Origin of the sequence: Pseudomonas gebzensis (genome assembly GCF_034427815.1) — a bacterium.
GTDB lineage: Bacteria > Pseudomonadota > Gammaproteobacteria > Pseudomonadales > Pseudomonadaceae > Aquipseudomonas.
This window is the reverse complement of the sequence record NZ_JAXQNS010000008.1, coordinates 28,328-51,089: the sequence shown is the minus strand read 5'-3', so window position 1 is coordinate 51,089 and position 22,762 is coordinate 28,328. Positions and strand designations below refer to the sequence as shown.

The 22,762-nt window shown below is 63.8% G+C and carries 20 protein-coding genes and 1 pseudogene; 4 read left to right on the top strand and 17 right to left on the bottom strand.

The genetic code is table 11. The features are described 5' to 3' along the window. The first annotated feature begins 21 nt into the window (after positions 1–21). Together SJI00_RS16005 and SJI00_RS16000 are read left to right on the top strand one after the other, a co-directional pair. Complete coding sequence (locus SJI00_RS16005) at positions 22–1,035, top strand: extracellular solute-binding protein (protein ID WP_322462689.1); 1,014 nt, start codon at positions 22–24, stop codon at positions 1,033–1,035. Next, entirely contained in the window at positions 1,035–2,600 is a 1,566-nt protein-coding gene (locus tag SJI00_RS16000) for an ABC transporter permease (RefSeq protein ID WP_322462688.1), read from the top strand. The genes SJI00_RS16005 and SJI00_RS16000 overlap by 1 nt, the downstream gene beginning before the upstream one ends. A gap of 114 nt (positions 2,601–2,714) precedes the next feature. Here the strand turns inward: SJI00_RS16000 and SJI00_RS22640 are convergent, their stop codons facing one another. From SJI00_RS22640 to SJI00_RS15940, 13 genes and pseudogenes are all read right to left on the bottom strand, one after another. Further along, positions 2,715–3,419: a methyl-accepting chemotaxis protein gene (locus SJI00_RS22640; protein WP_416221057.1), complete on the bottom strand. Its 705-nt coding sequence runs from the start codon at positions 3,417–3,419 to the stop codon at positions 2,715–2,717. A 201-nt stretch (positions 3,420–3,620) separates the two neighbouring features. Further along, positions 3,621–3,767: pseudogene (locus SJI00_RS22635) on the bottom strand (hypothetical protein); the annotation flags it as partial. A gap of 1,090 nt (positions 3,768–4,857) precedes the next feature. Beyond that, positions 4,858–6,150, bottom strand: coding sequence for an adenylosuccinate synthase (locus SJI00_RS15990; protein WP_322462686.1), 1,293 nt, complete (start codon positions 6,148–6,150; stop codon positions 4,858–4,860). Between the two features lie 51 nt (positions 6,151–6,201). After that, positions 6,202–7,389 (bottom strand): ATP phosphoribosyltransferase regulatory subunit, encoded by a 1,188-nt coding sequence (locus tag SJI00_RS15985; protein ID WP_322462685.1) that lies wholly within the window; start codon positions 7,387–7,389, stop codon positions 6,202–6,204. Between the two features lie 278 nt (positions 7,390–7,667). Continuing rightward, positions 7,668–8,537 (bottom strand): protease modulator HflC, encoded by an 870-nt coding sequence (gene hflC, locus SJI00_RS15980; protein WP_322462684.1) that lies wholly within the window; start codon positions 8,535–8,537, stop codon positions 7,668–7,670. Next, on the bottom strand, positions 8,537–9,727 hold the full coding sequence (hflK, locus tag SJI00_RS15975; RefSeq protein WP_322462683.1) for an FtsH protease activity modulator HflK: 1,191 nt from the start codon (positions 9,725–9,727) through the stop codon (positions 8,537–8,539). Before hflK ends, hflC begins: the two co-directional genes overlap by 1 nt. A gap of 96 nt (positions 9,728–9,823) precedes the next feature. Next, positions 9,824–11,125 carry a ribosome rescue GTPase HflX gene (hflX, locus tag SJI00_RS15970; protein ID WP_322462682.1) on the bottom strand — a complete coding sequence of 434 codons (1,302 nt, stop codon included), beginning with the start codon at positions 11,123–11,125 and terminating at the stop codon, positions 9,824–9,826. 12 nt (positions 11,126–11,137) lie between these two features. Then, the gene (gene hfq, locus SJI00_RS15965) at positions 11,138–11,398 is read right to left on the bottom strand and encodes an RNA chaperone Hfq (RefSeq protein WP_312936964.1); all 261 of its coding nucleotides are present in this window, start codon (positions 11,396–11,398) and stop codon (positions 11,138–11,140) included. A 94-nt stretch (positions 11,399–11,492) separates the two neighbouring features. Continuing rightward, entirely contained in the window at positions 11,493–12,464 is a 972-nt protein-coding gene (gene miaA / locus SJI00_RS15960; protein ID WP_322462681.1) for a tRNA (adenosine(37)-N6)-dimethylallyltransferase MiaA, read from the bottom strand. A gap of 1 nt (position 12,465) precedes the next feature. Continuing rightward, positions 12,466–14,376, bottom strand: a complete 1,911-nt coding sequence (gene mutL, locus SJI00_RS15955; RefSeq protein WP_322462680.1) for a DNA mismatch repair endonuclease MutL — start codon at positions 14,374–14,376, stop codon at positions 12,466–12,468. Further along, the gene (locus tag SJI00_RS15950; RefSeq protein ID WP_322462679.1) at positions 14,373–15,809 is read right to left on the bottom strand and encodes an N-acetylmuramoyl-L-alanine amidase; all 1,437 of its coding nucleotides are present in this window, start codon (positions 15,807–15,809) and stop codon (positions 14,373–14,375) included. Before SJI00_RS15950 ends, mutL begins: the two co-directional genes overlap by 4 nt. 11 nt (positions 15,810–15,820) lie before the next feature. Then, positions 15,821–16,294, bottom strand: coding sequence for a tRNA (adenosine(37)-N6)-threonylcarbamoyltransferase complex ATPase subunit type 1 TsaE (tsaE, locus tag SJI00_RS15945; RefSeq protein WP_322462678.1), 474 nt, complete (start codon positions 16,292–16,294; stop codon positions 15,821–15,823). After that, positions 16,282–17,142: an NAD(P)H-hydrate dehydratase gene (locus tag SJI00_RS15940; RefSeq protein ID WP_322462677.1), complete on the bottom strand. Its 861-nt coding sequence runs from the start codon at positions 17,140–17,142 to the stop codon at positions 16,282–16,284. The genes tsaE and SJI00_RS15940 overlap by 13 nt, the downstream gene beginning before the upstream one ends. Before the next feature lie 65 nt (positions 17,143–17,207). Between SJI00_RS15940 and queG the strand changes: the two genes are divergently transcribed. Then, positions 17,208–18,284 carry a tRNA epoxyqueuosine(34) reductase QueG gene (gene queG / locus SJI00_RS15935; RefSeq protein WP_322462676.1) on the top strand — a complete coding sequence of 359 codons (1,077 nt, stop codon included), beginning with the start codon at positions 17,208–17,210 and terminating at the stop codon, positions 18,282–18,284. Here queG and SJI00_RS15930 read toward each other — a convergent pair. Then, the gene (locus tag SJI00_RS15930; RefSeq protein ID WP_322462675.1) at positions 18,275–18,886 is read right to left on the bottom strand and encodes a trimeric intracellular cation channel family protein; all 612 of its coding nucleotides are present in this window, start codon (positions 18,884–18,886) and stop codon (positions 18,275–18,277) included. The two genes, queG and SJI00_RS15930, sit on opposite strands and share 10 nt — an antisense overlap. Before the next feature lie 89 nt (positions 18,887–18,975). Next, a complete protein-coding gene (gene orn / locus SJI00_RS15925) occupies positions 18,976–19,518 on the bottom strand; it encodes an oligoribonuclease (protein ID WP_322462674.1) in 543 nt (180 codons plus the stop codon). Positions 19,519–19,645: 127 nt separating this feature from the next. Between orn and rsgA the strand changes: the two genes are divergently transcribed. Continuing rightward, positions 19,646–20,677 carry a small ribosomal subunit biogenesis GTPase RsgA gene (rsgA, locus tag SJI00_RS15920; RefSeq protein ID WP_322462673.1) on the top strand — a complete coding sequence of 344 codons (1,032 nt, stop codon included), beginning with the start codon at positions 19,646–19,648 and terminating at the stop codon, positions 20,675–20,677. A gap of 101 nt (positions 20,678–20,778) precedes the next feature. Here the strand turns inward: rsgA and motB are convergent, their stop codons facing one another. Both motB and motA read right to left on the bottom strand, forming a co-directional pair. Further along, a complete protein-coding gene (gene motB, locus SJI00_RS15915; protein WP_322462672.1) occupies positions 20,779–21,807 on the bottom strand; it encodes a flagellar motor protein MotB in 1,029 nt (342 codons plus the stop codon). A gap of 3 nt (positions 21,808–21,810) precedes the next feature. Next, positions 21,811–22,662 (bottom strand): flagellar motor stator protein MotA, encoded by an 852-nt coding sequence (gene motA / locus SJI00_RS15910; protein ID WP_322462671.1) that lies wholly within the window; start codon positions 22,660–22,662, stop codon positions 21,811–21,813. Positions 22,663–22,762: the final 100 nt, after the last annotated feature.

The window sequence follows — 22,762 nt, the reverse complement described above, 5'->3', positions numbered from 1 at the left end:
CGTACGCGAGGAACTACCCGCATGACGATCCGCACGAATTCGCTGATGCGCACCCTGGCCGCCGCCGTGCTTGGCCTGGCCCTCGGCGCCCCCGCTGCGATGGCCGCCGACCCGGTCACGCTGACCCTGTACAACGGTCAGCACAAGGAAATCGGCGACGCCATCGCCAAGGCCTACGAGGCCAAGACCGGCATTCATATCAACATCCGCAAGGGCAGCAGCAACCAGCTGGCCAGCCAGATCATCGAGGAAGGCGATCGCTCGCCGGCCGACATCATCTACACGGAAGAATCCCCGCCCCTGAACAACCTCGGCGAGCTGGGCCTGCTGGCCAAGATCGACCCCGCCACCCTGGACATGCTGCCCAAGGAGTACGTTGCCGCCAACGGCACCTGGATGGGCGTGACGGCGCGCACCCGCGTGGTGGTGTTCAACCCGAAGAAGATCGACGAAAAAGACCTGCCGCAATCGGTCATGGATTTCGCCGATCCCGAGTGGGAAGGCCGTGTGGGCTTCGTGCCTACCAGCGGCGCGTTTCAGGAGCAGGCCGTGGCCATCCTGAAAATGCACGGTCGCGAAGCCGCCGAAGATTGGCTGACCGGCCTCAAGGCCTTCGGCAAGACCTACACCAACAACATGGTCGCGTTGAAGGCCGTGGAAAAAGGCGAAGTCGCTGCGGTGCTGGTCAACAACTACTACTGGTACGCCCTGGAGCGTGAGCGCGGCAAGCTGGACTCCAAGCTCTATTACCTGGCCGACGGTGACGCCGGTGGCCTGGTGACCATTTCCGGTGCGGCGGCGGTCAAGGCCAGCAAGCATCCCAAGGAAGCCCAGGCCCTGCTGAACTGGATGGCCAGCGAGGAAGGTCAGCGGGTCATCACCCAGACCACGGCTGAGTACCCGCTGCACAAAGGCATGGTCTCCGACCGTGGCCTGAAACCGTTCGAAGACCTGCGTCCGCCGAAAATCACCCCGGCAGACCTCGGCAATGCCGAAGAAGCACTGGAACTCGAGCGTGAGGTCGGTCTGCTCTGATGACTGCCGCCCTGCCGAACACGGCTACTCTGCGTTACGTCCCCAAGCGCAAGCGCCCTTCGATCTGGGTGCTCTTGCCCGTGTTGCTGCTGGTGGCGATGAGCCTGTTGCCGTTGCTGTATGTCGCCATGAAAGCGTGGGAGGCGGGATGGCAGGAAGCGCTGCACCTGCTCTGGCGCCCGTTCGTATGGGGGCTGTTGCGCAACACCTTGATGCTGATGCTCGGCGTCACCACGGTGTGCATGGTGGTGGGCATGGCGCTGGCCTGGCTGCTCGAGCGCAGCGACCTGCGCGGCCGGCGTCTGTGGGGCGTGGTGCTGTGCCTGCCTTTTGCGGTGCCGTCGTTTGTCAGCAGCTTTACCTGGGTGTCGCTGAGCGCTGATTTCGAGGGTTTGGGCGGGGCGATTCTGGTGATGGCGCTGTCGAAGTACCCGCTGGTATTTCTGCCGGTGGCCGCGACCTTGCGTAACGTCGACACCTCGCTGGAAGAGTCGGCGCGCACCCTGGGCTGCAACCGCTGGGGGGTGTTCTTCAAGATCACCCTGCCGCTGCTGTGGCCGGCGATGCTGGGCGGAGCGCTGTTGATCGCCCTGCACATGCTGGTGGAGTTCGGCGCGCTGTCGATCCTTGGCCTGCAGACCTTCACCACGGCGATCTACCAGCAGTTCGAGCTGGAGTTCAGCAACGCCAACGCGGCCATGCTCTCGGCCGTGCTGCTGGCGCTGTGCCTGATCATGCTCTGGCTGGAGCTGCGCGTGCGCGGCAAGGCCCGGCATGTGCGCATCGGCCAGGGCGTGGCGCGCCGCGCCGCGCCCATACGTTTACGGGGTTGGGCGCCACTGGCGCAGGCGTTCTGCCTGGGCCTGGCCATTCTGGGCAGTGGCATTCCGCTGGCGATGCTCGGTTACTGGCTCAGTGTGGGCTCTTCGGCAGCCTTTCCAGTGGCGGAAATCGGTACGGCGCTGCTCACGTCGCTGTCGGTGTCGCTGGGCGGCGCGGCCTTCTGTGTGCTGCTGGCACTGCCGATCAGCTTTCTGGTGGTGCGCTACAAGGGTCGCCTGGCGATCTGGGCCGAGCGCCTGCCGTACCTGCTGCACGCGCTGCCAGGCCTGGTGATCGCACTGACGCTGGTGTTCTTTGCCCTGCACTACGTGCCGGTGCTGTACCAGACCACAGCGCTGCTGATCCTGGCCTACGCCCTGTTGTTCCTGCCGCTGGCGCAGGCGCCGGTGCGTACCGCGCTGAACAAGGCCTCGCCGACCCTGGAAGAGGCCGCTCGCACGCTGGGCGCCAGCAGCCTTGCAGCGTTCTGCCGAGTGACCCTGCCGATCATCTTCCCCGCGCTGGCGGCTGCGTTTGCTTTGGTGTTCCTCGACGCCATGAAGGAGCTGACTGCAACGCTGCTGCTCAGCCCGACCGGCATGACCACGCTGGCCACCGAGGTGTGGTCGCACACGGCCAATGTCGAGTTCGCCGCAGCGGCGCCGTATGCGGCGTTGCTGATCGTGGTGTCGGGGTTGCCGGTGTATCTGTTGACGACACGGATGTACCTGAACCGGGCTTAGCCGACACGGGTGACGCTGGCTTTGCGAAAGGGTTCATCGGCCCTCGCAACCCTGCTGATGTTGCCTGGGCAGAACCGTTGCAGCCGGCACAGCCGGCTCGAACGGCGTCCCGGCTCAGGCCTTGAACTGCCCCAGACTCGCCCGCAACTGCGCCGCCAGGTTATCCAGCACCTTGCTGCTGGCCGTGGTCTGCATCACCACCGCGGCCGAGCGCTCGGCCTGGGCATGGATGGTTTGCACCCGGCCGCGCACGGCCTGGGCACCACTGGCCTGCTGTTCGGCGGCGCGGGTGGCCAGGCCGATGGCAGCATGGACCTGCTCCACGGCAACCTGCACCGATTGCTGACGGCGCTCGTTGTCGCGTAGCACTTTCAAGCCCTCACTGGCTTTGAGGCCAGCCTGACTGATGGTCGCCACGGCGTCCTTGGCGCCTTGCTGCAACGCGGTGATGTGCGCCTGGATATCTCCGGTGGAGCATTGCGTCTTGCTTGCCAGCGCCCGCACCTCGTCGGCCACCACGGCAAAGCCGCGCCCGGTTTCCCCGGCGCGCGCCGCTTCGATGGCGGCGTTCAGGGCCAGCAGGTTGGTCTGCTCGGCAATGCCGTGGATCACCGTCAGCACCACTTCGATCTGCTCGCTCTGCCGGGCCAGGCGCTCGATGACCTGGGAGCCGGATTCCACCTGGCCGGCCAGGTTTTCGATCAGGCCTGCCAGCTGGGTGGAGCTGCGGCTGTTTTCGTCGGTGGCCTGGCGGATGTCCACCACCTGCTGCAAAGCGGCCTGCATGGCCTGGCTCTCAGACTGCGCTTCGTCAGCCATGCTCGACAGGTCGCGCAGGCTGGCGGCCACTTCATCGCGCTGCAACGCTGCAGCGGTGTCGGCACCGGCATTGCGTTGGGCCATGGCATCGATTTCGACGCCGGTACGCTGCGCCACCTCACCGGCTTCACGGACGATGGGTTGCAGTTTGTCGATGAAGCGGTTCACGGCCGAGGCCATGTCGCCCAGCTCGTCACGGCTATCGAGCGGGACGCGGCGAGTCAGGTCGCCCTCACCTGCCGCCAGGTCATCCAGCGCACCAATCAACAGGCGCACCTTGCTCAGCACGCGTCGGCCAAGCACCACGGCCACCAACAGCAGCACGCCCAGGCCGACCAGTGCCAGCATCAGGCCAATCCGCCAACGCAGCTCTGAGGCCGCACTGGCCACCGCCTGGGCGGTGTTGGCTTGCATGGCGGCGGCGCTGGACTGCGCTTTTTCCAGACGCTGGCGCAGCACGTTGCCACTGTCGGCCGCCGCGCCGCCGAGACTGTCCTCGACCAGTTGCTCACCGCTGGCGATCAGCGCGCTGAAGCGTTGGTCGAGGGCGGTGAGCTGCTGGTCGATCGAGGCTGTGGAAACGCCTAGCAGGACCTTGCCGATCTCGGCGCCATTGGGATTGATCGAGGCCTCGACGAAGTACACCGCCGGATCACGGCGCGCCGCGTCGATCACTTTGTCCAGCGCGCGCTCGCCCTGGCCCCTCTCGATCAACGCCTGGTTGATCGGGTTCTGCCGGTTCAGGTAGCGGGTCAGGTGCTGGCCCTGGGCGTCGTCATAGACCACGAACAGCACGTTGGGATTGCGCTGGGCGCGCCGGGCGAAGTCCGACAGCACGGGTACATCGCTGTCCCAGATGGCGCGCGGCGCCACCGAGGCGAGCAACTCGGCCATGTCGTTGGCCGACTCCCTCAGACTGTTCTCCAAGGTGGTGCGCAACTGCTGCTGCTCGCTCTGCAATCGGGCAGACAAGCCGGCACTCAGGCGCTGCTTGGTGCTGCTGGACAACCCGTCCAGCCCCGAACGCACCTCCTGGCCGGCCTGTTGCAGCTCGTTGGCAAGGGTCGCGCTATCGCGGCCGAAACGCTGCTCGAGGTCAGCTTCCAGTTCGCTCACGGTGCTGCGGGTCAGCACCACCGCCACCACCACTTGCAGCAACAGAGCGATACCCAAGGCAACAAACACAGGCCGCAAGAGGCGGCTTCGTAACAATGAGAGGATGGCAGACACGGTGTATCCCTCGTGTTTTCTGGCGCCACTATTTTGATGGCATCTACAGAAATTTCTTACAGCAAGGGTTATGCCGGTACAGGGGTTTTAGCTACCAAGGTCTAGCACTTGGCCGATAAGCCACCTTGCACGAGGGGCTCAGCCAGGCATACAAAAACGCCGCGCCCCCTTGGCAGGGGCGCGGCGTTTGTTGGTCAGCTCAGGCTGATCAGGCGAACGGATGACGCAGCACGATGGTTTCGTTGCGGTCCGGTCCGGTCGAGATAATGTCGATCGGCGCGCCAACCAGCTCCTCGATGCGCGAGATATACGCACGCGCATTGGCTGGCAGACCGTCCAGGCTCTTCACGCCCAGGGTCGATTCGGTCCAGCCTGGCAGCGTTTCGTACACCGGCTGCAGGCCGATGTAGCTGTCGGCGTCGGTCGGCGCTTCGATCACATCGCCTTCGGCGCTCTTGTAGCCAACGCAGATGTTGATGGTTTCCAGGCCGTCCAGCACGTCCAGCTTGGTCAGGCAGATGCCCGAGATGCTGTTGACGTCGATGGCGCGACGCAGGATGACGGCATCGAACCAACCGCAACGGCGGGCACGGCCGGTGGTCGAGCCGAACTCGTGGCCACGCTTGGCCAGGGTGGCGCCGGTGTCATCGAACAGCTCGGTGGGGAACGGACCGGAACCCACGCGGGTGGTGTAGGCCTTGGTGATGCCGAGGATGTAGTCGATGTACATCGGGCCCACGCCGGAACCGGTAGAGATACCGCCGGCAGTGGTGTTGGAGCTGGTGACGTAGGGGTAGGTGCCGTGGTCGATGTCCAGCAACGAGCCTTGAGCGCCTTCGAACATGATGTCTTTGCCGGCGCGGCGCAGCTGGTGCAGTTCGGCGGTGACGTCGAGCATCATCGGTTTCAACTGCTCGGCGTAGACCATGCACTCGTCCAGGGTCTGCTGGAAATCGATGGCCGGCTCTTTGTAGTAATTGACCAGCTGGAAGTTGTGGTAGTCCAGCAGCTCACCGAGCTTGGCGGCAAAGCGCTCGCGGTGGAACAGATCACCGATGCGCAGGCCACGGCGGGCGACCTTGTCTTCGTACGCAGGGCCGATGCCACGGCCGGTGGTGCCGATCTTGGCTTCGCCACGGGCTTTCTCACGGGCCTGGTCCAGGGCCACGTGGTACGACAGAATCAGCGGGGCAGCCGGGCTGATGCGCAGGCGCTCGCGCACCGGTACGCCCTTCTCTTCCAGCTTGGTGATTTCGCGCATCAGCGCATCGGGTGCCACCACCACACCGTTACCGATCAGGCACTGCACGCCTTCGCGCAGGATGCCGGACGGGATCAGGTGCAGGACGGTTTTCTCACCGTTGATCACCAGGGTGTGGCCAGCATTGTGGCCGCCTTGGTAGCGCACTACGGCAGCGGCATGTTCGGTGAGCAGATCGACGATCTTGCCTTTGCCCTCATCACCCCATTGGGTGCCCAGGACGACGACATTCTTACCCATGATACTTGTCCTCATTCGCAAACTTGGTGCCGGCCACTGCCGACGCAGAAACTAAAGGGCGAGCGGCAGTACCTGCCAGTGCCCGTCTTGCTGAATCAATTGCCGATCGCAATCGGCCTCACGTGCGGCGCTGAGCGGCTGGCCCGGCAGCGCCTGGACCACCCGCTGGCCTTCGCTGCGCAGCTGGCAGACCTGCTGCCACAGCGCGCTGTCGCCGCTGTCGGGCATCCAGATCCCACCGCTTGGCATCACTACCTCGGCGCGCCCCAGCGTGACCAGTGTCTTGAGGTCGGTGGAAAAACCGGTGGCTGGGCGTGCGCGACCAAAATCCGCACCGATGTCATCGTAGCGACCGCCCTGGGCGATCGACTGCCCGACGCCCGGCACGAACACCGCGAACACGACGCCGGTGTGGTAGTTGTAGCCGCGCAGCTCGCCAAGGTCGAAGTACAGCGGCAGCTCGGGGAAACGAGCCGCCAGGCGGTCGGCGATGGCCAGCAGGTCATCCAGTGCCGCCAGGACGCTAGCCGGGGCACGGCCCAGGCGTACGCGCGCTTCATTGAGCACTTCACGGCTGCCGCACAGTTCGGTCAGCGACCGCAGCATGGCGCTGAGGTCAGGCTGCAGGCCGGTAGTGAGCACATGCACTTCATCGACCGCTTTGCGTTGCAGGGCGTCGAACAGCTGCTGTTCAAGCGTGCCGGACAGCCCGGCAGCGCGAGCCAGGCCGCGGTAGATGCCGACATGGCCAAGGTCCATGTGTACATCGGCGACATCGGTCAGCTGCAAGGTGGCGAGCATCAGGCTGATGACTTCGACATCGCTGGTGGGGCTGGCATCGCCGTACAGCTCGGCGCCGAGCTGAATGGGGCTGCGCGAGGTCGACAGGGCACGCGGTTCGGCGTGCAGCACGCTGCCGGCATAGCACAGACGGCTCGGGCCTTCGCGGCGCAGGGTATGGGCGTCGATACGCGCAACCTGCGGCGTGAAGTCGGCACGAAAGCCCATCAGGCGACCCGACTGCGGATCGACGACCTTGAAGGTGCGCTGGTCCAGGTCCTGGCCGGCGCCCGTGAGCAGCGATTCCAGGTACTCGATATGGGGGGTGACGACCAGTTCGTAACCCCAGCTCTGGAACAGGTCCAACACCTGACGCCGCGCGATTTCAATGCGCGCCGCTTCAGGTGGCAGTACTTCCTCGATGCCATCTGGCAGAAGCCAGCGGTCTACCGTTGCCATTACGCCATTTCCCCTCTGGTCCGGGCGGTCTGCCCATGGGCAGCCTTGAGTAAAGCAGGCATCGGCACGCAACAGCAGGCAGCACTGATCCCAGCGCAGCCACCGTACCAACACCCTGTGAATACGTTGCATCCTGACGAAACAGGTCCGGCGCAAAACGCGAATGGACCTTGCAGACGCAAAAAAGCCGGGAATTTCCCGGCTGCCTGATCATACACCCCTTTTCAATCAGGATGCACCCCGCCAGGCGCTTTCGCCGCCCGGCGGGGTTCGATCGCTTACGGCTTGCTCTTGTCCAGGTAACGGAAGAACTCGTTCTTCGGATCCAGGACCAGCACGTCGCTCTTGCTGGAGAAGCTCTCGCGATAAGCCTGCAGGCTGCGGTGGAACGCATAGAAATCAGCGTTCTGGCCGTAGGCCTTAGCATAGATGGAAGCCGCCTGAGCGTCACCATCACCACGGGTTTCCTCAGCTTCGCGATAGGCTTCGGCCAACAGTACGCGGCGCTGACGATCAGCGTCGGCACGGATGCCTTCAGCCAGCTCGTTACCTTTGGCGCGATGCTCACGGGCCTCACGCTCACGCTCGGTGCTCATGCGGTCGAACACGCTGCGGTTGACTTCCTTGGGCAGGTCGATGGCCTTGACGCGAACGTCGACGACTTCGATACCCAGCTCCTTGTTGGCCATGCGGTTCAGCGAAGCCGTGATGTCAGCCATCAGCGCGTCACGCTCACCCGACACCACCTCGTGCAAGGTGCGTTTACCGAACTGGTCACGCAGACCGCTTTCCAGACGACGGGACAGACGCTCATCAGCGATCTGCTTCATGCCGGAGGTGGCGGTGTAGTAACGCTCGGCATCCTTGACGCGCCATTTGGCATAGGCGTCGACCATGACAGCTTTCTTCTCGAGGGTCAGGAAGCGTTGAGTCGGAGCGTCGAGGGTCATCAGGCGTGCGTCGAACTTGCGTACCTGGTTGACGTAAGGAACCTTCACATGCAGGCCAGGCTGAACATCGGCCTGGACCACGCGACCAAACTGCAGCATCACCGCACGCTCGGTCTGCGCGACGATGTAGAAGCAGTTCCAGCCGATGAGGGCGATCACCGCAAGGGCGATCAGGGCGAACAGCGATTTATTGCTCATCAGCGGCTCTCCCTGCTGCGTGGTGCCTGTTGTTGCGATTGCGCGTCCTGTGCGGTGCGCGCAGCAGCGTCGGCATTCGACGACGAGGTGCTGCCAGACGCGGACGTAGGCGCGTTGCGGCTGCCTTCGACCATCTTGTCCAGCGGCAGGTAGAGCAGATTGTTCTGCCCGTCCTTGGTCGTGATCAACACCTTGCTGGTGTTGCTGTAGACCTCTTGCATGGTTTCCAGGTACAGACGCTGGCGGGTCACGTCAGGCGCCTTGTTGTACTCGGCAACCAGCTTGGTGAAGCGGTCGGCTTCACCCTTGGCGCGGGCAATGACTTCATCGCGATAGCCGTTGGCGTCTTCGATGATGCGCTGGGCCTGACCGCGGGCTTCGGGCACCACGCCGTTGGCGTAGGATTCGGCCTGGTTACGGGCACGCTGCTCGTCTTCCCGGGCGCGGATCACGTCATCGAAGGCTTCCTGCACTTCACGCGGAGCGGCCGCGCTTTGCACGTTGACCTGGGTCACGGTGATACCGGTGCGGTAGGTGTCGAGGAAACGCTGCAGGCGCTCGCGGATGTCCACGGCCATCTGCTCACGGCCTTCGGTCAGGACCTGGTCCATGGAGGTCGAACCCACCACGTGACGCAAGGCACTGTCGGTGGCGTGTTGCAGGCTGATTTCAGGCTGGTCGACGTTGAGCACGAAGTCTTGCAGGTTGGTGATCTTGTACTGCACAGTCAACGGCACTTCGACGATGTTTTCGTCTTCGGTGAGCATCTGCCCCTGCTTGGTATACGCACGTTCACGCGTGACGTTTTCCATGTACTTGCGATCAATGGGCGGGAAATAGATGTTCAGGCCAGGCCCCACGGTTTCATGGTACTTGCCAAAGCGCAGCACAACGGCTTGCTCCTGCTCGTCGACCACGTACACGGCGCTGTACAGCCAGATGGCCGCCAGCACGGCCAGGCCAATGCCCAGCAAGCCCAGGCCACCGCCCTTGCGCGTGTGGCGGTCACCGCCGCCGCTGCGTTTCTTGCCGCCACCAAACATGCCGTTAAGGCTGTCCTGCAGCTTGCGGAAGGCCTCGTCGAGATCCGGTGGGCCTTTTTTATCGCCGCCACCACCGCCGCCGCCACCGCGTCGACCGCCCCAGGGATCTTGATTGTTCGAGTTGCCACCCGGCTCATTCCAAGCCATAGCGCTCTCCATCTGATAAAGCAAAGACGCGCCCACGGCGCGCCGTCCAATGCTACAGAATGCCTGATATCACTGCCCGGAGACTGCAACGGGCATTTATTGCAAAGTGTGTTGTTCAACGAACGCCTGGGGTTCATGCCCATCACGGCTGACCAGCCGATTGAGCTCGATCCACGGTAACCGCACGCTCAGCAAGCTGCTGCCCTCTTCATCGTGATCTTCGCTCTGCACCGCGCCCAGCGTGAACAACTGGGCACGCAAGCGGGCAAACTGCTGCCCAAGACGCAATGTTCCGACAAACAGGTCATGCCCCAGCAGTTCGGCAATCGCCTGGCCCACCAGCTCCAGCCCCCGACCATCGCGCGCCGAGACCCAGACCCGTTCCGGCTTGCCATCGGCATTGCGCTGGATCTGCGGCTCAACGCCTTCAAGCAGGTCGAGTTTGTTATACACCTCAAGGATCGGCAAGCCTTCGGCACCGATCTCGCCCAGCACTGCCAGCACCTGCTCGATCTGCTCCATGCGCTCGGGCTCATGGGCGTCGATGACATGCAGCAGCAGGTCGGAGTTGCTCGATTCCTCGAGCGTAGCGCGGAACGCCTCGACCAGTTTGTGTGGCAGGTGGCGAATGAAGCCCACGGTGTCGGCCAGCACGATCGGCCCAAGATCCTTGAGCTCCAACCGGCGCAGCGTCGGGTCGAGGGTGGCGAACAGCTGATCGGCGGCGAACACGTCCGAGGCCGTCAGCGCGTTGAACAACGTCGATTTGCCGGCGTTGGTATAGCCCACCAGCGACACCGAGGGGATATCGGCGCGACGCCGACCACGGCGAGCCTGCTCGCGCTGGCTGCGGACTTTTTCCAGACGCGACTTGATCTGCCGCAGGCGCACCCGCAACAGACGACGGTCGGTTTCGAGCTGGGTTTCACCCGGACCGCGCATGCCGATCCCGCCTTTTTGCCGCTCAAGGTGGGTCCAGCCGCGTACCAGACGCGTGCTCATGTGCTCAAGCTGGGCCAGTTCGACCTGCAACTTGCCTTCATGGGTGCGGGCGCGTTGGGCAAAGATATCGAGAATCAGACCCGTCCGATCCAGCACACGGCACTCGAACACGCGCTCGAGGTTACGCTCCTGACTGGGCGTTAGGGTGTGATTGAAGATGACCAGGTCGATATGCTCGGCCTTGACCAGGTCGCGCAACTCCTCGACCTTGCCACTGCCGATCAGAAACTTGGCCGTAGGCTGATGACGCATCACTGTCGACAGCTGCACGATCTCCGCGCCAGCCGACAGTGCCAGCTCCTGAAACTCCTGCGGGTCTTCGCGCGCCTCAGGGTTCTGACCTTCCAAATGAACGAGCAACGCCCGTTCACCACCACCGTGGCGCTCAAAGAACAATGCGGGCTCCTATCAGGCGTTGCCTGGTTCGCTATCACCAGACTCGGCATCGGTCGGGCTTGGCAGGCGTACGGGGCGCGCCGGCACGACCGTGGAAATGGCGTGTTTGTAGACCATCTGGCTGACGGTGTTCTTCAGCAGCACGACGAACTGGTCGAAGGATTCGATCGAGCCCTGCAGCTTGATCCCGTTGACGAGGTAGATGGAAACCGGGACCTTTTCTTTTCTCAAGGTGTTCAAGTAAGGGTCTTGTAGCGAATGCCCTTTTGACATATGCCGCACTCCTGTAAGGATCAATAATGGGAAATCAGAAAAAACTACGAATTTCGCCGACCCTTCGCAAGAATAGCCGGCAATAGGCAGGGACTCAGCTCAATATGGAGACGCTTCCCAGGTATTTCAAGGTGCGGGACAGATTGTCGCAAGCCAGGCTATCCAACCAGTGCACATCGGACCATCCGCGCAACCAGGTGAACTGCCGTTTGGCCAATTGGCGCGTGGCAATGATACCGCGCTCCTGCATCTCATTCTCATCCAGTTTACCGTCGAGATGATCCCAGACCTGTCGATAGCCCACTGCCCGTATGGCAGGCAGGCCGGCGTGCAAATCGGCTCGCGCTCGCAGCACTCGGACCTCGTCAACAAAGCCCTGTTCCAGCATCTGGGAAAATCGTAACGCAATTCGTTCATGCAAAATGTGACGATGTGTAGGAGCGATCGCCAAACTCGCGACAGTATAGGGCAAATGCCCCGCAGCGCCTGTGTCTGAATCGCGACTTTCAGCCAATTGACGCTGCCGATGCGCGGTCATGCTCAGGCCGCTCACGCGGTACACTTCCAAGGCACGTATCAGGCGTTGCGGGTCGTTGGGATGGATCCGCGCAGCGGACTCAGGGTCGACGCCGGCCAACTGCCGATGCAGCTCCCCCAGGCCCTGCTCAGCCACGATCCGCTCAAGCTCGGCGCGCACCTGCGCATCGGCCGCCGGCATGTCCGCCAGCCCTTCGAGCAATGCCTTGAAATACAGCATGGTGCCGCCGACCAGCAGCGGAATATTGCCGCGGGCGGTGATTTCGGCCATGGCCTGCAAGGCATCACGGCAGAATTCGGCGGCCGAATAGCTTTGTGCCGGGTCGAGAATGTCGATCAGCCGGTGCGGGTAAGCCGCCAGGGTGGCGGCATCAGGCTTGGCAGTACCGATGTCCATGCCTCGGTAGACCAGCGCCGAATCCACGCTGATCAGTTCGCAAGGCAGATGGCGGGTCAGTTCGATCGCCAGGTCGGTTTTGCCGGCCGCCGTCGGGCCCATCAGAAATAGTGCGGGGGGCTTGCCACTCATGTCATCGACCGCGAAGGAATAGTTTGTCCAGATCGTCCAGGCCCATCTGGGTCCAGGTCGGGCGGCCATGGTTGCACTGGCCGCTGCGCTCGGTGCTTTCCATGTCGCGCAGCAAGGCGTTCATCTCCGGGATGGCCAGCCGGCGGTTGGCACGGATCGCACCATGGCAGGCCATGGTCCCGAGCAACTCGTTAAGGTGCGCCTGAATACGGTCGCTGGTGCCATATTCCATCAGGTCGGCGAGTACGTCCTGCACCAGGCGGTTGGCCTCGGCTTGCTTGAGCAGCGCCGGAATCTGCCGGATCGCCAGGGTTTCCGGGCCGAGCCGTTGCAGCTCGAAGCCCAGGCGCTGGAACCACTGCGCATGTTCTTCGGCGCAATCGGCCTCGCGCTGGCTCATCGCCAGGCTTTCCGGCACCAACAGTGGCTGTCCGCTCAGACCCTCACTGGCCATCGCCACTTTCAAGCGCTCGTACATGATCCGTTCATGGGCGGCATGCATGTCCACCAGCACCAGACCAGCAGCGTTTTCGGCGAGGATGTAAATGCCCTTGAGCTGCGCCAAGGCGAAGCCCAGCGGCGGAACATCGCCTTGTTGCTCGGGCAGCGCTGCCGCCGCGGGCGCGCCGTTCCCCAGCGGGGCGAAATAGGTTTTGTACACAGCGCCAGCTTCGGCAACCGGCAATGACTGTGACGTGCGGGGCGTGTACGGGTAGCCGTAACCGGCGCCACTGCCACTGCCGCCACCCCCAGAAGGCGCCGAGTAGGGTTGCCCTTGGGGCTGCTCTGAGGCTGCCGCTGACAGGCGCATCTCGCCCTGACCACCAAACTCACCGGCCTGCAAGCCGGTAGGCTTGACGATTTCGCTGGCCGCGGCCGGCGCCGCCAATTGATCTTCTGGCCGCACCTCGGCAATCGCCCGATACAACGTGCTGTAGAGAAAATCATGCACCATGCGCCCTTCACGGAAGCGCACTTCATGCTTGGTCGGGTGCACGTTGACGTCTACGCCGCTCGGCTCCAGCTCCAGAAACAGCACGAAAGTCGGATGCCGGCCGTTGAACAGCACGTCCCGGTAAGCCTGGCGTACCGCGTGGGCCACCAGCTTGTCGCGCACCGCGCGGCCGTTGACGAAGAAGTACTGCAGATCGGCCTGGCTGCGCGAAAACGTCGGCAAGCCGACCCAACCCCACAGCCGCACACCATTGCGCTCGACATCCACCGGCAAGGCCTGCTCGAGAAAGCCTGGGCCACAGATGGCGCCCACACGCCGCGCGCGGCCAGCCTCATCCGAGGCCTCGTGCAGGCTGAGCACGCTTTTGCCGTTATGCCGCACATGGAAGCCCACATCGAAACGGGCCAGGGCCAGGCGGCGGATCACTTCCTGCAAGTGGTCGAATTCGGTTTTTTCGGTTTTGAGAAACTTGCGCCGGGCCGGGGTGTTGAAGAACAGGTCACGCACTTCCACCGAGGTGCCGACCGGGTGTGCCGCAGGTTGCACGCGCGGCGACATGTCCCGGCCTTCGGTCTCGACCTGCCAGGCCTCAGTGGCGCTGGCGGTGCGCGAGGTGAGGGTCAGACGCGCCACGGAGCTGATCGAGGCCAGCGCTTCACCGCGAAAGCCCAGGCTGAGCACGCCTTCGAGGTCTTCGAGTTCACGAATCTTGCTGGTGGCATGGCGCGCCAGCGCCAGCGGCAAATCGTCTGCCGAGATACCGACGCCATCGTCGCGCACCCGCAGCAGTTTCACCCCACCTTGTTCAACCTCGACGTCGATGCGCCGGGCGCCAGAGTCGAGGCTGTTTTCCAGCAGCTCCTTGGCCACCGAGGCCGGGCGCTCGACCACCTCGCCAGCCGCGATCTGGTTGGCGAGCCGCGGGCTGAGCAGCTCGATGCGTGACCCGCCACTCATTGCTGCGACGCCAGCGTGGTCGCCGGAATGTTCAGGTGCTGGCCGACTTTCAGCTCGTCCGTCTTGAGGCTGTTGGTCGAGCGCAGGCTGACCACGCTGACCTGATACCGCACCGCGAGCATGGCCAGGGTTTCGCCGGGCCGCACGGTGTGGTCGCGCGGCCCCTGGGCGATCTTGCCGCTGTCACGCAGCCAGGCAATGTAGGTGCCGGGCGGCGGATTCTGTTGGAAGAACTGCCGCAAGCCGGTGTGAATGGAGCGCGCCAGGGCCTGCTGGTGGCTACTGGAGGCCAGCTTGGCCGCTTCATTGGCGTTGGAGATGAAGCCGGTCTCGACCAGGATCGACGGGATGTCCGGCGACTTCAGCACCATGAACCCGGCCTGTTCGACACGCTGCTTGTGCAGCGAGGTGACACGGCCCATGTTGCCCAACACCTTCTGCCCCACATTGAGGCTGGAACTGAGCGTGGCCGTCATCGACAGATCGAGCAGCACGCCCGCCAGCATGCGGTCCTTGTCGTCCAGGCTGACGTTGCCGGCGCCGCCGATAAGGTCGGAGCGGTTTTCTGTGTCGGCCAGCCAGCGGGCGGTTTCCGAGGTGGCGCCGCGATCGGACAAGGCAAACACCGACGCACCAAACGCGGCCTTGGACGGCGCGGCATCGGCGTGAATCGAGACGAACAGGTCAGCACCTTTCTTGCGCGCGATCTCGGTACGCTTGCGCAGCGGGATGAAATAGTCGCCGGTACGGGTCAACTCGGCACGGAAGCCCCGCTCCGCGTTGATCTGGCGCTGCAGCTCCTTGGCGATCTGCAACACGATGTCTTTCTCGTGCTGGCCACGCGAGCCGGAGGCGCCCGGGTCTTCGCCGCCGTGGCCGGCATCGATGGCCACGACGATGTCGCGCTTGCCACTGGGCACGGGCGGCAGCTTGATTTGCGGCTGTGCCGGCGTCACAGGCACGGCAGGCGTGGTGATCGGCGGTATGACCGTCGGCACGGGGGGGGGCGTGGGGTTGGACGCTGCGATGGCATCGGACTCCTGGTCGTACAGGTCGACCACCAGGCGATTGCCGTACTGGGCATTGGGCGCCAGCGTGAAGCTCTTGGGTGTGACCGACTTTTTCAGGTCGATGACCACACGCAGATCGGTGGGCGTGCGCTGCGCGGTGCGCACGCTGGTAATCGGGGTGTTGGAGGTGGATGCATTCAGCGCGCCGCCGAGGGTGGCGCCGTTGATGTCGATCACCAGCCGGTCGGGGGCGCTGAGGGTGAACACGCTGTGCTGCACCGGGCCGGACAGGTCGAAGACCAGCCGCGTGTTATCGGGCGCGCGCCACAGGCGCATGCTCTTGACCTGCGTGACGGCCAACGCTTCCAGGGTCACCGCGCTGAGCAACAGCCCGACCACGGCGACCAGTGCGCGTATGCGCATACCTACCCCACTCACTTATGATTATCGGCGGCCAGAGCGGCACACCATGCTTCGCCACGAGAGCCCTGCGGCGTCAGGACCAGGGAGCGTCCGCCCGCCTGGGGGCTCATGGTAATGGTCAGGTCAGGCTTTGGCAAAATGCCCGCACCCTTTTCTGGCCACTCGAACAGACACAGGGCATCGCCTTCGAAATAGTCGCGAATGCCCATGAACTCTAGCTCCTCTGGATCGACCAGGCGGTAGAGGTCGAAATGGTAGGCGCGCAGCGTGCCGATTTCGTAGGGCTCGACCACCGTGAAGGTCGGGCTTTTCACCGCGCCGGTGTGGCCGAGGCCACGGATCAGGCCGCGCGACAACGTGGTCTTGCCAGCACCCAGGTCGCCTTCGAGAAAAATGATGCCATGGCCGCCGGTGACCGCAGCCAGACGGGCGCCAAAGGCGACGGTGGCCGGTTCATCGGCAAGAAAAAGGGTTATGCCTGACACGTTGAATGTTCCTCTAACAACTCTCGAATGACCGGTATCACATCGCTTGCCGCCAGCCCCCTGCCCCGTGGCCCTAGCCGCTCACCGGCGCAGGCGTGCAGCCATACGCCCAGCGTGGCCGCCTGCCACGGCGCCAGGCCTTGGGCCAGCAGCGCGGCCAGCACGCCGGTCAACACGTCGCCGAAGCCGGCCCCGGCCATCGCTGAATGACCACGGTTGCACACGGCCAGTTCCCCGTCCGGCGCCGCGATCAGCGTACCGGCGCCCTTCAGCACGCAGTGGCTGGCGTGACGCCGGGCCAAGGTGCGCGCCGCCCACGGGCGGTCGGCCTGCACCGCTTCGGTGGACATGCCCAGCAGCCGGCCAGCCTCGCCCGGGTGCGGGGTGAGGATGCTACCGGCCGGCATGGCCAGTGGATGGTCGGCCAGCAGATTCAGCGCATCGGCATCCCAGACCTGCGCCTGCTCGCTGCGCGCGACCACCGACAACAGGCTGCGGCCCCAGGCGGTCTGGCCCAGGCCGGGCCCCACGACCAGCACCGAAGCCCGCTCAAGGACCGTCATCAGCTGATTGGCCGACTCCACGCCCAGGCACATGGTTTCCGGCAGCCGGGCAAGGCTCGCCGAGACGTGCTCGGGGCGGGTCGCCACGCTCACCAGCCCGGCGCCGCAGCGCAGGGCGGCCTCGGCGCTGAGCAGCACCGAGCCGCCGGTGCCGAGGTCGCCACCGACTACCAGGACGTGGCCGAAGGCACCTTTATGGGCATCTGGCGGGCGGGGCGCCAGGCGTGGCAGGTTGTGCGCACCGAGCACTTGCGCGGCGTTCGTGCGGTGTTTGGTCTGAGGCATAGGGTCAAGGGCTCCGATGTCTGGCAGAATTATACGCACCTGAGCCTGTATTGCCCTGCCCATCCATGCCTGCTTTCCTTCCCGACCTGCCCACACTGACCCAATCGATCAAAGACTGGGGCCGCGAACTCGGTTTTGCCCATGTCGGCATCGCCGGGGTCGACCTTGGCGAGCACGAACAGCACCTGGAGCGCTGGCTTGCAGCGGGCTACCACGGCGAGCTCGACTACATGGCCGCCCATGGCAGCAAGCGCGCGCACCCGGAACAACTGATCCCCGGCACGTTGCGCGTGGTGTCCTTGCGCATGGATTACCTGCCCGGTGACACGCGCATGGCCCAGGTACTGGCGCAACCGGAAAAGGCCTACGTGTCGCGTTACGCCCTGGGCCGCGACTACCACAAGCTGGTGCGCAAGCGCGTACAGCACCTGGCCGACCGCATTGAGCAGGCGATTGGTCCGTTCGGCTACCGCGCCTTCGTTGACAGCGCGCCGGTACTGGAAAAGGCCATTGCCCAGGAAGCCGGCCTCGGCTGGATCGGCAAGAACACCTTGCTGCTCAACCGCAAGGCGGGCAGCTACTTCTTCCTCGCCGAGCTGTTCGTCGACGTGCCGCTGCCGGTCGACCCGGCCCAGACCAGCGAGCACTGCGGCCGCTGCAGCGCCTGCCTGGACATCTGCCCGACCCAGGCCTTCGTCGGCCCCTATGTGCTGGACGCCCGGCGCTGCATCTCCTACCTCACCATCGAGCTCAAGGGTGCCATTCCCGTCGAGCTGCGCGCGATGATCGGCAACCGCGTATTCGGCTGCGATGACTGTCAGATCGTCTGCCCGTGGAACCGCTTCGCCCGCCCCACCCAGGAAAACGACTTCATGCCGCGCCACGGCCTGGACAACGCTGAGCTGGCCGAGCTGTTTCTCTGGGATGAAGCGCGCTTTCTCAGCCTGACGGAAGGCTCACCGCTGCGCCGTGCAGGCTACGAGCGCTGGCTGCGCAACCTGGCGGTAGGATTGGGCAATGCACCCTCGACCATCCCCGTGCTTGAAGCACTGGGTGCACGCCGTGAGGATTCTTCCGAGCTGGTCAGGGAACACGTGCAATGGGCGCTGGACGAACACCGGCGCCGCGCCGATCACTGCTGATCGTTGTAGTGAAACTTGGGCATTTCCCAGTGAAAGCGGATGGCCAGCAGCCGTAGTAGGAAGCCGCCGAACAAGGTCAGCAGCATGGCCTGCTCGGCCGCTACGTGGAAATGCACGCAGCCCAGATAGAACCACGCCGCCGCGAACGACACGCTGGCGTACAGCTCGCGGCGAAACACCAAGGGAATATCGTTGCAGAAGATGTCCCGCAAGATGCCGCCGAACACCCCCGTGACCACCCCGCTGATCGACGCCACCAGCATGCCCTGGCCCATCTCCAATGCAGTCATGCAGCCGATCAGGGTGAAAGCCACCAGGCCCAGGGCATCGAGCACCAGAAACAGCGCGCGCAAGCGACGCATCAAGGGCGCGATGATCATCGTCACGATGGCCGCAAGACTGGTCAGCACCAGGTATTCAGGGTGTTTTACCCAGGTCAGCGGATAGTGGCCCAGCAGCACGTCGCGCACCGAGCCACCGCCCAAGGCCGTGACGCAGGCGATCAGCACCACGCCGAACCAGTCCATGCCGCGGCGACCGGCCGACAATGCGCCGGTCATGGCTTCGGCCGTGATAGCGATGAGGTAGAGCATCAACAACATGGTGCAGGCCCGTGCGCAAAAGGCGCGCAGTCTACCCAGTCTCTCGACGCACCAGAAGGGGGCAGCGACTGAATCGATGCCCGTGCGGGTCAGACCTTGATGAAATGTTCGCGGTAGTGACGCAGTTCTGCGATCGACTCGCGGATGTCGTCCAGCGCCAGGTGCGTACCGCCCTTGTGGAAACTGTCGCGCACATGGGGCGCCCAGCGTGCGGCCAGTTCCTTGAGGGTCGAGACGTCGAGGTTGCGGTAGTGGAAGTAGTTCTCCAGCGTGCGCATGTGGCGATACAGGAAGCGGCGGTCCTGGCAGATGCTGTTGCCGCAGATCGGTGACTTGCCTTTGGGTACCCACTGTTCGAGAAACGCCACGGTCTGGGCTTCAGCCTCGGCCATGCTGACGCGGCTGTCGCGTACGCGCTGGGTCAGCCCGGAATTGCCATGGGTGCGGGTGTTCCACTCGTCCATGCGCGCCAGCACCTCGTCACTGTGGTGGATGGCGATCACCGGGCCTTCGGCCAGGGTGTTGAGGTCGCTGTCGGTGACGATGGTGGCCATCTCGATGATGACGTCGTTGTCGGGATCCAGGCCGGTCATTTCCAGGTCGATCCAGATCAGGTTCTGTGGGTTGTGCATAAAGGCTCCTCGGGTAGCCGCCCATAGTAGCCTAGCCGTCGGCTGGCCCAAAGGCAGCCGATAAGCGCAAGGCGCAGCGTGCTAGACTGCGTGCTGTTTTTCTCCAAGCCGCCACAACGGAAACCTCATGGCCAAACGCCAACTCAATCGCCGGCAAAACTGGCGCATCGAAAAGATCCAGAACGAGCGCGCCGCTCGTGCCGCCAAACGTGAACAACACACCTTGCAGGAACTGGAAGGTGGCGACCTCGGCCCTGAGCAACTGGGCCTGGTGATCGCGCACTTCGGCGTACAGGTGGAAGTCGAGGCGCAAGAAGGCGAAAACGCAGGCGAAGTGTTCCGTTGCCACCTACGCGCCAACCTGCCGGCGCTGGTCACCGGCGATCGCGTGGTCTGGCGCACGGGCAACCAGGGCATTGGCGTAATCGTCGCGCAGATGCCGCGCAGCACCGAGCTGCGCCGCCCGAACAACCACGGCCAGCTCAAGCCGGTGGCGGCCAACGTCGACCTGATCGTCATTGTATTCGCCCCGGCGCCAGAGCCACACCCCAACCTGATCGACCGTTACCTGGTGGCCGCCGAGCATGCCGGGCTGCGCCCGTTGCTGCTGCTGAACAAGGCAGACCTGATCAACGAAGACAACGCCCCGGGGCTCAATGCCCTGCTCGCGGTCTATCGCGACCTGGGCTATCCGTTGCTGGAAGTCTCGGCGCACCACGGTGATGGCATGCAGCGCCTGCAGGGCCTGCTCGATGGGCATATCAGCGTGTTCGTCGGGCAATCGGGTGTGGGCAAGTCGTCTCTGGTCAACAGCTTGCTGCCACAGGCGCAGACCCGGGTTGGCGATCTGTCGGAATGGTCAGGGCAAGGCACCCATACCACCACTACCGCACGGCTGTACCACTTCCCCAACGGCGGTGACCTGATCGACTCCCCGGGCATCCGTGAATTCGGCCTGGGCCACGTCAGCCGGGATGATGTCGAGGAAGGCTTCATCGAGTTTCGCGACCTGTTCGGCACCTGCCGCTTCCGCGACTGCAAGCACGAGCGTGAACCCGGTTGCGCACTGCTCAAGGCGCTGGATGAGGGACGCATCTCGGCGCCACGAATGAGCAGCTACCGCTCGATCATCGCCAGTTTGCCCGAAGAGTCCTACTGATCTTCAAGAGCGCCTGAACTGCAAGCGCGCCGTTGTGCCCCAACCTAAAACGCCCATGAACCGCTTGGCGGTCATGGGCGTTTTACAGGGCCGTCAGCCCGTTATTCCTGGCTATCCTCCATGCGCAGTGTGCCGTCCTCGAAGATGTTCAGCTTCTGGCGCAGTTCGCGGGGCTGCATCGGTGCTTTGTCGGCACTGGCCCCGTTCGCGGCGGGCACACCCGTTGCAGCGCCGGCCGGCGGTGGAGTCGTAGCGCTCGGTGTGGCGGGCGGCTGGGTGCCCTGCTCGCCTTCGATGTCGCGCTGGGCCTTCTTGGTCAGCACCACGATATCGATGCGGCGGTTGACCGGGTTCAGCGGGTCCTTTCGATCGAACAGCGAAGACGACGCATAGCCCACCACCCGCGCCACCTGCTCATCCGGGTAACCCCCGGTGACCAGCGCACGGCGCGCGGCATTGGCGCGGTTGGCCGATAGCTCCCAGTTGCCAAAGCCGCCGCTGCCGGCGAAGGGCTTGGCGTCGGTGTGGCCACTGACGCTGATCTTGTTCGGCACCGCCTTGATGGTGTCGGCCATGGCCAGCAGAATGTCTTCGAAATACGGCTGCAGGCGAGCGCTGCCCAGGTCGAACATCGGCCGGTTTTCGGCGTCCATGATCTGGATACGCAGGCCGTCCTGGGTGATCTCGAAGAGGATCTGGTCCTTGAACTTCTGTAGCTCGGGGTTCTCGTTGACCTTGTTCTGCAGCTCTTGCAGCAACAGTTCCAGACGCTCGCGCTCGACCTGCTCGGCCATGCTTTCGACCTGGTCCTTGTTCACCTGCGGGTTGAGCGGCGGCGTGGATTCCATGTTCTGTTCAGGATTGATGGTCTTGTCCGGCGCCATCTCCGGCGTGCCGCCCAGGTCGATGACGTAAGGCGTGCCGCTTTCGGCAAAACCGATCGGGTCCTGGAAGTAGCCGGCAATGGCGATCTTCTGCTCCGGCGTAGCCGTGGACATCAGCCACAGCACCAGGAAGAACGCCATCATGGCCGTGGCGAAGTCGGCGAAGGCGATTTTCCAGGCGCCGCCGTGGTGTCCGTCGCCGAAGCGCTTGACGCGCTTGACGATGATGGGCTGGTTGTTCTCCATGACTCAGCGACCGCGGACCGCTTGTTCCAGCTCGGCGAAGCTTGGACGATGGCCCGGGTAGAGCACCTTGCGGCCGAACTCCACGGCCAGCGTGGGCGGCATGCCGGAGGCCGAAGCCACCAACGAGGCCTTGATCGCCTCGTACACGTTGATCTCTTCCTTGGCATCGTGCTTGAGGCAATTGGCCAGCGGGCCGAAGAAGCCGTAGGCCGCGAGAATACCGAAGAAGGTACCGACCAGCGCCGCACCGACGTGCATACCGATGGCCGCCTGGTCGCCCTCACCCAGCGACGCCATGGTCACCACGATGCCCAGTACCGCCGCGACGATACCGAAACCAGGCATGCCATCGGCAATGCCGGTGACCGCATGAGAGGGGTGCTCGAGCTCTTCCTTCATGTTCAGCAGCTCCATGTCGAACAAGCCTTCAAGCTCATGGGGCGCCATGTTGCCGGTGGACATGATGCGCAGGTAATCGCAGATGAACGCGATCATCGATGCGTCACCGATGATGCTCGGGTACTTGCTGAAGATGGGGCTGGCGGCGGGGTCTTCGATGTCGGCCTCAATCGCCATCATGCCTTCGCGGCGGCTCTTGTTGAGGATCTCGTACACCAGGCTCAGCACTTCCAGATAAAAAGCGTGGGTATAACGCGACTTGAACATCTTCAGGGATTTCTTGAAGACGTGCATCGTCATGCTGCCGGGGTTGGCCTGGATGAACGCACCCAGTGCGGCGCCGCCGATGATGAGCACTTCGAACGGCTGAATCAGGGCACCGATCTTGCCGTGCGAGAGAACGTAACCGCCGAGCACGCTGGCGAATACGATGATAATGCCGATAATTTTTGCCATAAATTCAACGTATTAGCAGATGTGAAAAAGGACCTTGAGGGGGGCTCTGAAACTCTTCTTCTACTTATCGGCAGAACTGCGCCAGACTATAGCCACTCCT